The 12,014-nt window shown below is 38.1% G+C and carries 11 protein-coding genes; 6 read left to right on the forward strand and 5 right to left on the reverse strand.

Annotation, left to right across the window (positions count from 1 at the left end; all coding sequences use genetic code 11):
- Window positions 1-137: 137 nt before the first annotated feature.
- The 4 genes from FB6_RS13900 to FB6_RS13915 all read right to left on the reverse strand — a co-directional run bounded on the left by FB6_RS13900 (window position 138) and on the right by FB6_RS13915 (window position 3,371).
- Window positions 138-1,037 carry a LysR family transcriptional regulator gene (locus tag FB6_RS13900; protein ID WP_174560552.1) on the reverse strand — a complete coding sequence of 300 codons (900 nt, stop codon included), beginning with the start codon at window positions 1,035-1,037 and terminating at the stop codon, window positions 138-140.
- 96 nt (window positions 1,038-1,133) lie between these two features.
- On the reverse strand, window positions 1,134-1,838 hold the full coding sequence (locus FB6_RS13905; RefSeq protein WP_174560553.1) for an SIR2 family NAD-dependent protein deacylase: 705 nt from the start codon (window positions 1,836-1,838) through the stop codon (window positions 1,134-1,136).
- A gap of 26 nt (window positions 1,839-1,864) precedes the next feature.
- Window positions 1,865-2,785: an alpha/beta fold hydrolase gene (locus FB6_RS13910; RefSeq protein ID WP_174560554.1), complete on the reverse strand. Its 921-nt coding sequence runs from the start codon at window positions 2,783-2,785 to the stop codon at window positions 1,865-1,867.
- A gap of 43 nt (window positions 2,786-2,828) precedes the next feature.
- On the reverse strand, window positions 2,829-3,371 hold the full coding sequence (locus FB6_RS13915) for a PadR family transcriptional regulator (RefSeq protein WP_174560555.1): 543 nt from the start codon (window positions 3,369-3,371) through the stop codon (window positions 2,829-2,831).
- Between the two features lie 134 nt (window positions 3,372-3,505).
- Between FB6_RS13915 and FB6_RS13920 the strand changes: the two genes are divergently transcribed.
- From FB6_RS13920 to FB6_RS13935, 4 genes are all read left to right on the forward strand, one after another.
- Window positions 3,506-5,530, forward strand: a complete 2,025-nt coding sequence (locus tag FB6_RS13920) for an FAD-dependent oxidoreductase (RefSeq protein WP_174560556.1) — start codon at window positions 3,506-3,508, stop codon at window positions 5,528-5,530.
- A gap of 120 nt (window positions 5,531-5,650) precedes the next feature.
- A complete protein-coding gene (locus FB6_RS13925) occupies window positions 5,651-6,061 on the forward strand; it encodes a nuclear transport factor 2 family protein (protein WP_174560557.1) in 411 nt (136 codons plus the stop codon).
- Between the two features lie 88 nt (window positions 6,062-6,149).
- Window positions 6,150-7,241 carry a YheT family hydrolase gene (locus FB6_RS13930; protein WP_174560558.1) on the forward strand — a complete coding sequence of 364 codons (1,092 nt, stop codon included), beginning with the start codon at window positions 6,150-6,152 and terminating at the stop codon, window positions 7,239-7,241.
- Window positions 7,242-7,540: 299 nt separating this feature from the next.
- Window positions 7,541-7,771: a hypothetical protein gene (locus tag FB6_RS13935; RefSeq protein WP_438819974.1), complete on the forward strand. Its 231-nt coding sequence runs from the start codon at window positions 7,541-7,543 to the stop codon at window positions 7,769-7,771.
- A 773-nt stretch (window positions 7,772-8,544) separates the two neighbouring features.
- Here FB6_RS13935 and FB6_RS13940 read toward each other — a convergent pair.
- Complete coding sequence (locus FB6_RS13940) at window positions 8,545-8,832, reverse strand: hypothetical protein (RefSeq protein ID WP_174560559.1); 288 nt, start codon at window positions 8,830-8,832, stop codon at window positions 8,545-8,547.
- Between the two features lie 884 nt (window positions 8,833-9,716).
- Here FB6_RS13940 and FB6_RS13945 point away from each other — a divergent pair.
- Together FB6_RS13945 and FB6_RS13950 are read left to right on the forward strand one after the other, a co-directional pair.
- Window positions 9,717-11,123, forward strand: a complete 1,407-nt coding sequence (locus tag FB6_RS13945; RefSeq protein WP_174560560.1) for an iron-containing redox enzyme family protein — start codon at window positions 9,717-9,719, stop codon at window positions 11,121-11,123.
- A gap of 712 nt (window positions 11,124-11,835) precedes the next feature.
- Window positions 11,836-11,976 (forward strand): hypothetical protein, encoded by a 141-nt coding sequence (locus FB6_RS13950; RefSeq protein WP_174560561.1) that lies wholly within the window; start codon window positions 11,836-11,838, stop codon window positions 11,974-11,976.
- Window positions 11,977-12,014: the final 38 nt, after the last annotated feature.

A 12,014-nucleotide genomic window follows, 5' to 3' on the forward strand; every position in this document is an offset into this window, starting at 1 on the left:
TATTACTCAAGTGAATTTTATATTTTAGTGATGTGGTCGACATTATTTAATGATCATGCTCAGATATAGCAACGACATCTTATCGAATTATGCATATAGAGTAACTACCTCATTTTTGCTCCAGATTGAATGGCTGATTAATGCTTGCTGAGGTGTTCCACTAAATAATCAATAAAGACGCGGACAGCAGGTAATAAGCCACGGCGTGAGGGATAAACTGCATGGAAGATACCATGTGGTGCTTTCCAGTTAGGGAGCACCCGAACCAGTTCGCCACTTTCAATATAGTCTTGAACGATCGTATCAGGTAACAACACGATGCCACAATTTTGTCGTGCTAGTTGTGCCAGCATCATGAGGTCAGAACCCATCACGATAGGATTGACTTTGATCTTTTTCTGCTGATTTTTGTCATCATGTACAATAATGTGTTGGTCTAAATGTTCATCTGCCATACTCAAAATTTGATGGTAGCTTAAATCTTCCGGCTGTTTTAAATCGCCAAATTCATTCAGATAAGCTTGGCTGGCAAATAAGTGTTGTTCAATTTTTTCAAACTGGCGTAAAACCAGACTTGGGTCATCATCCAAATTGGAGCGAACCCGTAAAGCCACATCGATACCTTCATTGACAATGTCTACACGGCGATTACTGACGATGAGTTGAACTTTGATTTCAGGGTAAGTTTTCAAAAATTTTGGCAAGATTTTGGCAATTTCATTTTGTGCAATTGACACAGGTAGACTGACCTTGATTACACCGCGCGGTTGAATACTGAGATGATCGACCAGATCATGGGCAGCTTGCGCTGCATTCATTATGACTTGGGCATGACGATAAATATTCATTCCAATATCGGTCACCGCAAAATGGCGGGAACTGCGCTGAATGAGACGTACTCCTAAATGTTCTTCCAGATTGTAAACGCGACGACTGAGTTTTGATTTTGGAATATCGGTTGCGCGTTCTGCTGCACTAAATCCACCGTGTTCGACCACCAATGCAAAGCAATAAAAATCATCAAGATCAGACAGCATTTAAAAATTCCATTTATGCAACAATAGGCTGATTAAAAGTTTATTGTTGCATCATGTCAATGCCTGCTTTGTAGTTTTGCTATTGAACAGAAGGGTTTATGGTTTTTGTAGCAAATTTTCTTTGAGATGCTGCATGCCTTGAGTAGCAGTCATAACAATTTTCTGGAATTGTGGGGGCAGGCGCTGTTGATCAGCTTTAGGGTCAATATAGTAAGCGCTACAATTCGCTGAAATTTCATGAATTAAACCTGCCACGGGATAAACCTGTAAACTGGTCCCAATCACAATAAAAATATTTGCATTCTGTACGCAGTCTTGTGCATCGGCATAGGCAGGCACGGCCTCGCCAAACCAGACCACATGTGGACGTAGCGGATAGCCATCCTTGCAGAAGTGTTTGTTCAGGTCTAGCTCGGCGTCTTCGACCGGATAGAATTCAGTGCTGTATTGACAGTTTGGGCCAGAGGTTTTAGCCAGGCGAATATTGCCATGTAGATGAATGACTTTGCTACTTCCAGCACGTTCATGCAGATCATCAATGTTTTGGGTAATGACGTGTACATCAAAAATATCTTCAAGTTCGGCAATAAGCTGATGTGCTGCATTGGGCTTGGCTGCCAGAATATTTTTACGCCGTTCGTTATAGAAACGTTGCACCAGTTCTGGATCACGTTTCCAGGCTTCAGGTGTTGCAACGTCTTCAATTCGATACTGTTCCCATAAGCCATCACTGTCCCGAAATGTGTTGATGCCGCTTTCGGCACTCATACCTGCACCCGAAAAGACCACTAGTTTTTTCATCTCGGCTCCTGATTTCATTCGGCTGTTTAAGGTTTATGGGTCGCATTGGATTTCAGGAATGCACTAATTTCTCGTGCAAACTTTAGGGGTTCAGTAAGCAAAGGAGTATGCCCAGATTTTTCAAAGATAATCTGCTTGGAGTTTTGCACGCTACTGGCAATCAGTTTTTGCCCGGCTGCAGGATAGAGCCTGGACTCCTGACCTATGAAAAAGGTACTGGGACAGGCAAGCCGTGCAACGGATTCACGATAATCTTCATTATGATACAGGTAGTTATTGACATACCAGGCCAGATAATCCAGCCGTTGAATCGGCAAAATCATGGATTGCAAGCGGGGTTGCTTTAAAGCCATTTTAAACAGCAAGGGGGCAACTTTATTGCTGGCTTGTAGTTGAATGAATTCCAGCCAGAGTTCTAAAAGTTGCTGTCGATTCGCTGACTCCAGATCCAGCAAACTTTGTGCCTGAGACTGAGATGCAAGCAGTTGAGAAATCTCGGCCAATAGTTGTTTAAACTGGGGCTGCTGCTGGCTAAACAGCCCATATTGCCAAGTGTCATCGACTGTAATTTTCGGTGTCTGATCGATATGCAGATAGTGGGTCAACTTTTGCTGTAAATGACCATATTGCATGCCATGCATGGCTGTAGTTGCGCCCATAGAATAGGCAATCACGGAAAACTGATTAAGTTGTAGCTGGGCAATCAGGCTTTCAATATCGCGCCAGTGACTCGAAATAGCATCTAGCTCCGGAATGGCACATGCTTGTGAACCGCCAAAACCACGCCAGTCGGGAATAATAAATTGATGATTTTTACTATGCTGATATAAGAACGGTAGCCATTGCCAGCTTTGCATGCCCAAACCGGAAAGCACCAATACAGGTTTGCCTTGTCCAAACTGGCGAACAAACAGCTGTTCACGATCTGGCATCTGGTAATGGGGCATGGCAACTTCCTTATATGACAATTTTCTTTAGATGATTATATGACTATCTTTCATCAAACGCTTTTAATTGAGGAATCACTGTTTCCAGCCAATGAATCCAGCCCAATTCCAAATCAATGCCAAGCTGTAGAATCATTTTATGAATAAACTGGGTACGATCCTGATCATGCTCATGGGCAAAGTCTTTTGCAAAAATCGTTTGGTAAATTTTCAGATTTTCTTTGTGTAAAACCAGATGCCGTTCCAGTTCCGGCAATACGGTATTGCCACCGAGCTGTGCTTCTACCCGTAAACGTACCATTAATTCTTCACGCAGTTGCGCTGGTGGACTTTGCTTGACCATCCAGTCTGCCAGTTCGGCACGACCCAATGCTTCGACCTGATAGGTTTTTTTACGGGTATTGGCATGGTCTTCTTCTAGTGTGGAAATCCAGCCCTTGGTCTGCATGGCGCTTAATTCACGATAAATCTGTTGATGGGTGGCATTCCAGAAGAAGCCCATAGAGCGGTCAAACCGACGTGCTAACTCAATACCAGTACTGGGTTTTTCAATTAAGCTGGTGAGTAAAACATGGGCTAAAGACATAATCGGCCAAGTATTAAAATTTAAAATATATTATGCAACATGTTGCATAAAAAACAAAACTGGATTATAAATTTATGCAACAAGTTGCACTAATCAAAAAACAGCCAGCTATTTCAGCACGCCAAGGAGACGACATGTCGAATTATTCGCACTTATTAGCACCACTTGATTTGGGTTTTACTACACTGAAAAACCGGGTCTTGATGGGGTCTATGCACGTGGGCCTAGAAGAAGCACCGCGTGGTTACGAACGTATGGCGGCATTTTATGCGGAACGTGCTCAAGGTGGTGTAGGGCTAATTGTCACTGGCGGGATTGCCCCAAATGATGCAGGTTTAACCTTTGCAGGTGGTGCGAAACTGGACAGCGAAGAAGAAGCTGAAAAACATAAAGTGATTACTCAGGCTGTACATGCCGCGGGTGGTAAAATTGCCATGCAGATTTTGCATACTGGCCGTTATTCCTATCAGGCCGATCTGGTGGCGCCGTCTGCCATTCAGGCTCCGATTAACCCGACCAAACCACATGCCTTGACCACTGCTGAAGTGGAACAAACCATTACCGACTTCGCGCATTGTGCAAAAATGGCCCAATACGCAGGTTATGACGGCGTTGAAATCATGGGTTCTGAAGGTTATCTGATTAATGAGTTTATTGCGGCTCGAACCAATCATCGTGAAGATGAATGGGGTGGCAGTTATGAAAACCGTATCCGTTTCCCGATTGAAATCGTGAAGCGTACCCGTGCCGAAGTGGGTGAAAACTTTATCATTATTTACCGATTATCGATGCTGGATCTGGTCGATGGCGGTTCAAGCTTTGAAGAAGTGGTGCAACTGGCCAAAGAAATTGAAAAAGCGGGTGCCACTATTATCAATACCGGGATTGGCTGGCATGAAGCGCGTATTCCAACTATTGCCACCAAAGTGCCACGTGCGGCATTTACCTGGGTCACTGAAAAACTCAAAGGTCTGGTGAATGTTCCGTTAATTACTTCAAACCGTATCAATACCCCGGAAATGGCAGAACATGTGCTGGCTTCAGGCCATGCCGACATGATTTCGATGGCGCGTCCAATGCTGGCTGATGCTTTCTTTGTACAAAAAGCAGAACAGGGCCGTAGTGATGAAATCAATACCTGTATTGGTTGTAATCAAGCCTGTCTGGATCATATTTTCTCGATGAAAATTGCTTCATGTCTGGTCAATCCACGTGCGTGCTATGAAACCGAGCTGATCTTTAAAGAATCTGCAGTATCTAAAAATATCGCGGTCATTGGTGCCGGCCCGGCCGGTTTAAGTTTTGCGACTTACGCGGCTGATCGTGGGCATAAAGTCACGCTTTATGAAGCATCCAATCAGATTGGTGGGCAGTTCAATATTGCCAAAACCATTCCGGGTAAAGAAGAGTTTTATGAAACCCTGCGTTATTTCAAACGTAAAATTGAGTTGCAGCCGAACATCAAATTGGTCTTGAACCATAAGGCCAGCTATGAAGATTTAAGCCATTCAAATTTTGACGAGATTGTTGTAGCTACTGGTGTTACGCCACGTCAGTTAGAGATAGAAGGCATGGATCATCCTAAAGTACTGAGCTATCTGGAAGTGTTGAAAGACCGTAAGTCAGTCGGTCAACGTGTCGCGATTATTGGTGCAGGTGGGATCGGCTTTGATACGGCTGAATATTTAAGCCATGAAGGTGAGAGTGGCAGCCTGAATCCGGAAAAATTCTATAATGAATGGGGCATTGATACTAGCTATGAAAATGTCGGTGGTTTAAAAGCAGCTGAAGTCGAGCAGTCTAATCGTGAAATCTATTTACTGCAGCGAAAGGCCAGTTCAGTGGGTGCAGGTTTGGGTAAAACCACGGGTTGGATTCACCGCACTGGACTGAAACACCGTGCAGTTAAAATGGTTGCCGGTGCAAGCTATGAGAAGATTGATGATCAAGGCTTGCATATTGTGGTCAATGGTCAGCCCACCGTTTTAGAGGTAGATAATGTGGTGATCTGTGCGGGTCAGGAACCGTTTACCGCGATGTTTGATCAGTTGAAAGCCGATGGTAAAAACGTGCATTTGATTGGGGGTGCCAAGGAAGCCGGTGAGCTGGATGCGAAGCGTGCCATTCGTCAGGGTGCCGATTTGGCAGCGGTGATTTAAAGGCATTAAGTCCTCTCCCTTTGGGAGAGGATTTAGGTGAGGGCTTAAATGGGTTTAGAGTAACAAGAAAATAACGCTCTATCCTTGAAGTGAAATAATAAAATCATAAGGAAACAAAAAATGGCTTTAACAACAACTCAACAGGCTGTGCAGCGTTGGCATGAAATGTTGCAAACACGTGATATGTCTATTCTGAATGAGCTACTGGCAGAGGATGTGGTATTTCGTTCACCAGTAGCCTATAACCCTTATCCGGGTAAGCAGGTGGTCTTTTTTATTTTGAGCAATGTGATTCAGATCTTCGAAAATTTTACCTATCACCGTGAATTCTATACGGAAGATGGACAGAATGTGGTGCTGGAGTTCTCTGCGAATGTTGGTGAGAAAAAACTTAAAGGCATTGATATGATCAAGTTTAATGAGCAAGGTCAAATCATTGATTTTGAAGTGATGTTGCGTCCGAAAAGTGGTCTGGAAGCGCTTGCAGCACAGATGGGGCAACGTATGGCAGCATTTATGCCAAAAGCATAAAACTGGCGTATAGTGAAATTATGGACAATGGATAAAAGGATATTTACTGAATATTTGATGAGGTATTGCTTTTTGAGGTCAGATAAATATGAAATTGGTGGTCAGTAAAATCAGTCAATTGGCGAAAAAAATTGTGGATCAACTTACAGGTGCGGCATTACCAACCCTGTATTTCAATCCGCAAGGTGAGGCACGACAGATGCTAGATGTTTTGCCACAGCTAAAACAGAAATATCGTCCGACACCATGGTTATCCAACACACATGTTCATCTGTTGTATTTTGATATCATCAAAAAGAAAACTATTCAACTTCAGTATGATGCCATTGAACAGTTAGAGATGGCAGATGGAGGAATTACCGGGATTGCCTGGTATGGACTTCATCTTCCGGCAGATATCCCGACCATCGTGGTCATGCATACGCTGACGGGTACGCCGGAAAGTATGGCTGAATTGGTGCGTGACCTGCATCAACATACAGGATGGCGGGTTGCATTATGTCTACGCCGTGGTCATGCCAATTTACCGCTGCCGGTGCCAAAGATTTCTATCTTTGGTTTTACTGATGATTTACGAGAACAGATCAAATACATTGAAGGCAAATTCCCGGATTCAACTTTATATGCTGTAGGTTCATCTGCCGGTACCGGACTACTGGTACGCTATTTAGGCGAAGAAGGAGAACAGAGTCCGTTCAAGGCAGCTTTCGCGCTTTGTCCTGGCTATGACACAGAGCATGGCTTTAAAAACGTACATCCTTTTTATAGCAAGGTCATGACGCAAAAGCTCTTCAAATCTTTTATTTATCCTTACAACTCGATTTGGCAACAGACAGCTTCTTTATCCCAAGTGCTAGCGACCAAGAGTTTACTTGAATTTCAGCATCAATATTTTGAACTTGCCGGTTATAGTAGCTTTGAAGCCTACAATCAGGCCACCAATCCCATTTATGTATTTGAAAATATTAAAATTCCATTGATGATTTTAAATGCAGAAGATGATCCGGTCTGTCATATCCGAAACTTTGAACCTTATAAAGATGTGGTTCAGAAAATGCCGAATATTATGGTAGTGACCACTAAGAAAGGCAGTCACTGTGGATTTTACGAAGGCTTAAAGCAGACTCAGTCCTGGTCAGCACGTTTGATTGCGGATTATTTGAAAGTCCATCACATTTAATATTCAGTCATTTCAATTTTTTACTTTTGCACCCTAAGCTTGAAATATTTAGATGCAATTATCATTGGTATAGTTGATATGTTATGATGCTTTAAATCAGAATTTCTGTTATAATTGCACTACAATATAAAACTTATACATGAAAATTGTGTTGTTTTGAAATGGACTGAGAAGTCTCAGACTATCGATGTAATCTAAAAGAGTAATCTTGACTGAAATCTAAAAGAGCAATCTTCAGTTAAGTTGTAGTTTAAAAATGCCAATAGCTGGCATTTGTATGTATTAAAAAATTGGTGTAAATGTTGAATAAGATTGAAAATTTAGTTGCAAAATCTGTAAATGGTCGTGAAATTGTGGTATCGCTGGTTCCGTTAAAAAAAATGCAAAATACCCGTCATGGGTTTGAATGGGTTGAAGTAGGCAAGAAAGTCTTACTGCAATCTGGTGTTGAAATTGATCTGAATCTTGATGGCCGCAGCTTCTATACTGATGTACATGAAATGTTCCGCTTCACTGCTCGTGTGAATTAAATATAGATTGATACTTAAGGAAAAAACCGTCTATCAGGCGGTTTTTTTATGGCCAAAAATGCGAGACAGAAAATGTCAAAGAGGGCCCATATGGGCTGAACATCAGAAAGCAGGCACTTGAGGATTAAGCCAAGAAAATATGATTGTCTAGATATGCTTTATACATCACATTATTTAGCAAGAGAAACAAAGATTCTAGCCTATATCCTTATTGTAAACTTGTAATAAAAACATAATAAGTATCTGAATTTGTTTTACTTTTATATGAAATCAAAAAAGACAGATATTTTGCGCTGATTTACTGCAATTGTGATGATGAAAAATGTAGATTTTAAAATGTGATTTTTATATTTAATGTATTTTTTGATACATTTTTGTCAGTTTTTGTTATTGGCTGACAAAAATTATCAGTATATAAAGAGTATTCCACTTAAGGAAGAGAGAGTGGGTTATGAAAACTATAGAACTATTTGTAACTTCATCATTTGCTCTTATGCTCATGTTTGTTATCTATGCGTTTGGTCAAATGTTTAACTAAGCAAACATATATAAAAAAGCACCCTAGGGTGCTTTTTTATGAATCAACTTCATGAAGAGTCGTACAAGACTGCTCAATTTTGTCTTATGCATCTTTTACTGCATGTTTAGCATGTTCCGATTTTAATTGGGACTCTGCTTTATTGATCAGACTCACGATTTAAATTGCAGTTTTGATTTTTTAAAATTGGATGAATTATTCAACTCACTCCTCATTTTTTCAATCAATCAGGTAATTACTGCTGCTGATTATTTTGGTCATTTTGATTTTGTCGAAAATCTTGTTGCTGACCAGTCTGTTGGCGTTGATTTTCATTCTGCTGTTGCTGTCTTTGGTTTGGGTTTTGCTGCTGCTGTTGACCTTGATTTGGATTTTGATGTTGCTGCTGTCCTTGATTAGGACTCTGTTGTTGCTGTTGCCCTTGATTAGGATTCTGCTGTTGCTGTTGCCCTTGGTTAGGATTCTGAGGTTGCTGTTGCATTTGATTTGTGTTTTGATCTTGTGGGTTATTTGGATTACTCATTACGACACCTCTTAATAATATATTTGTCATAAAATCTGTATAACCAGATATAATTATTATTAGCATGAATATTTTATTTAAAAATAAAATGGATGTTACATGATGTTTAGAATGTAATTGAGAGTGTTTGTTATAAAATTAGTGCAATGAAATATATCAATAATTATAGTTAATTTGATTTACAAATTTTATTTTATATATGAAATTAAAACCATCTGTTTTAATTGTATTATCTAAATTTTTACATATTTTATGAAAAAGCTAACTCAATTTTTTCTTTCCTTTAAATAAATATCTATAACTGTATACCTTATTTTTAAACAAGATAGCATAAAAAATAGCTACTTTTTTGTGGATTTTCTGATCTTTCATATTTGATTAAGCCTATATTTCTTGCGTAGATTTATAAATTTTATAACATTGAAATTATTTGTTATTTTATTTAAAATAGTTGTATTTTTTATAAAAAACATATTGCGATATTATAAGATTTATTTCCTTCACCATTAGAGCATAACATGCTAAACCTCTATTTAGGATTTCACTTAAAATGGAGTTAAAGAGAATTGATGCGATAAATAGGCTGCTGAAAAATCTAGATAAAATAAATTTTAAATTTTTCTATTAATTTATAATGTACACTAGCCATATTTTTCATTTTATTGTAATTACTTATTTGAATTTTAAAAAAATAAAGTTAATGATAAAAATGCCTAAAAGTGGTCTGAGCATTATTTTATGAAATTACTTTTTAACCCTTTGATATTTATATTTTGATTATTTTTTGCTCAACACAAAGTAAACGAATGATAACAATTATAGGGTTTGATCCATCCAGAATTTTGAACTAAGGTCATAATCTTATTACCGCTTGGAGAATAAAAATGCCAGTAGCAGTAAAAAAACATTCCTTAGAATTACTTGATAAAAATCAGCAAAGTTATTGTGATTTAGTCTCTTTTTTTCAGAACCCTGATATTTCTATTCATGTGAAAGAAAAGAAAGCATCCAGCTTCTTAAGACACGAAATCCAAATAATGAATTCTGACACGGTGGAATTTCCTTCCAATATTACAAAAATACAGGATTGGATTAAAAATAATAATAAAATGCAATGTCTTGAATATCAGTCTTATCTGGAAAGACGAAAAAATGGAGCAGGGCGAGAATATTTTAAAAATATTGGTCAAGCCTTTGAGTTTTTAGTGAAAGTTGCACCCGTTAAAAAGGCCGATGGTTCCTGGTTATATAGCATGGTGCATTATTGGAATGATCCTGTTTTCAGGGATTTAATCCAAATCTATGTTGAAGAACTGGGACTAGGCATAGCCAAAGCGAACCATGTGTGTGTATTTGATGATTTAATTCTAGATTTGGGCCTGGAACATTTCGTCCTGGATTTGGAAGATGAATATTATCATCAGCCGGCAATTCAACTGGCTCTGGCTTATGCACCGCCTGAATTTATTCCAGAAATTATTGGATTTAATCTGGCCTATGAGCAACTTCCTTTACATTTGCTAATCACAAATTATGAGTTAAATGAATTAGGGATTGATTCACATTATTTCAATCTCCATATCACCATCGACAATATGGATAATGGTCATTCACATCTTTCTGTCAAAGCCTTTGAAAAAATATACAGTAAATTCAGGGATAAAAATTCTTTTATTGATAAGATTAAAATCGGCTTTGCTTTAAACGATAAAGGATTATCTTCCAGACAGATTTTAAAAAATCTGAATCTTGATGCTTTGGTGCTGAAAATTTTGAAACGTAAAGCAATCCTGGGCAATCTTATACACAGTCATAAATGTATACTTAATGATAAAGCTGTTAATGAGTGGCTTTCTACCCCTGAGTCTGTAGAGGAGTTTGTCGAGATATTAATAGATAAAAAATGGATTAACTTGAATCAAGATCCAGAGCAAAGCCGTTTTTGGAAGTTGATTAGTCATGCAGAAGGAAAAATGTATGGTGTGTTTAATTCGACCGAGAAGCAGATAATCTATGACTGGATTGCTGGAGATTTGATTCAACGTGCAGGTTTTAAGCGGCAAAAAATTGCTTTAGTAAATAAAAATCACCAAGATTTCGCGTTTAGTTTTTTATTGAATGAAGAGCTTGAACAGATACAGCACCAGATTGCTGAAACTGGAAATCTGGCGCTCAAGATGAATAAACTCTTGCCTTATCTGGCACCGCATAGTCACCATAGCGAAACTGGACTGTGGTGTACCCAACGTTTTGTTGATTTTCTTTTTCCATTTCTTAGTGATAAAAAGTGATTAGTTGATATGCTTTTTTTACTGTCAGATCTAAATAGGTTATAGGTTAATTGTTGTCTACATTTCAGTTTAATAAGTATTTTTTACAAAAAAAAGCCCCGCTTGAAGTTGGGGTTTTTTAATTTAGATTTAAATACTTAACGGGAAATTCGGCTAGGCTTCTTATGATTGGTACGCAATTTATGAATTAATTTAGTGCGGTATATACTGGATAAATGGTAGTGCTGTATTCAGGGTAACATTTTATAGCTAAATTTTTGATTTCAGATCAGGAATGAAGATGTCGATTTGATTTAAATTTTGTTACACAGTATTTTTTCTTATTTCTCTTTACTTCGAATCTTATAAAATTTTGTTATTTATAAATAAGCTATTAAATATACGGGATATATTTTTTGTAGTAAATATGCTGTTAATTATTTTAATATTTTTGAACTGGGTTTTATTTTATTTTTTAAAAGATGGTTAAATTATTAATCTATCCATTTGTTTTATGGACTTTTTTATATAAATAAATTGTATTGTATTTTTTAATTTTTTAGATAATTTTCTGTTTAATAATCATATTTATTTTTGAGTTTATTTGTATTGTATTATTATATTTTGATACATCATTATCGTTTTTATTTAGTTAACTTGGGTATATGCTGATATTGTGATTAATAATTAGGCCGGTAAATTTTATTAAATAATGGTAATAAGGAATAGTGTTATGTCTAAATCAAAATCACAGAACCAAACTGATATGAATCAACGCAATCAACCGATTAAGCAGCCACATCATTTACCCCAACAAGACCATAAGCATAATCAGCAAAAAGACACTGAAAAGCAGTCACAAAGTGATAAATAGAATGGCTTCCTGGTTCAGGTAAATGGATGTTTAAAGGG

The organism is Acinetobacter bouvetii, from assembly GCF_902753875.1.
GTDB classification, from domain to species: Bacteria; Pseudomonadota; Gammaproteobacteria; order Pseudomonadales; family Moraxellaceae; genus Acinetobacter; species Acinetobacter bouvetii_A.

Excerpts from the sequence above, each read along its gene's own strand:
- FB6_RS13900 (WP_174560552.1), bottom strand. The coding sequence starts at position 1,037 with ATGCTGTCTGATCTTGATGATTTTTATTGCTTTGCATTGGTGGTCGAA.
- FB6_RS13905 (WP_174560553.1), bottom strand. The coding sequence starts at position 1,838 with ATGAAAAAACTAGTGGTCTTTTCGGGTGCAGGTATGAGTGCCGAAAGC.
- FB6_RS13910 (WP_174560554.1), bottom strand. The coding sequence starts at position 2,785 with ATGCCCCATTACCAGATGCCAGATCGTGAACAGCTGTTTGTTCGCCAG.
- FB6_RS13915 (WP_174560555.1), bottom strand. The coding sequence starts at position 3,371 with ATGTCTTTAGCCCATGTTTTACTCACCAGCTTAATTGAAAAACCCAGT.
- FB6_RS13920 (WP_174560556.1), top strand. The coding sequence starts at position 3,506 with ATGTCGAATTATTCGCACTTATTAGCACCACTTGATTTGGGTTTTACT.
- FB6_RS13925 (WP_174560557.1), top strand. The coding sequence starts at position 5,651 with ATGGCTTTAACAACAACTCAACAGGCTGTGCAGCGTTGGCATGAAATG.
- FB6_RS13930 (WP_174560558.1), top strand. The coding sequence starts at position 6,150 with ATGAAATTGGTGGTCAGTAAAATCAGTCAATTGGCGAAAAAAATTGTG.
- FB6_RS13935 (WP_438819974.1), top strand. The coding sequence starts at position 7,541 with ATGTTGAATAAGATTGAAAATTTAGTTGCAAAATCTGTAAATGGTCGT.
- FB6_RS13940 (WP_174560559.1), bottom strand. The coding sequence starts at position 8,832 with ATGAGTAATCCAAATAACCCACAAGATCAAAACACAAATCAAATGCAA.
- FB6_RS13945 (WP_174560560.1), top strand. The coding sequence starts at position 9,717 with ATGCCAGTAGCAGTAAAAAAACATTCCTTAGAATTACTTGATAAAAAT.
- FB6_RS13950 (WP_174560561.1), top strand. The coding sequence starts at position 11,836 with ATGTCTAAATCAAAATCACAGAACCAAACTGATATGAATCAACGCAAT.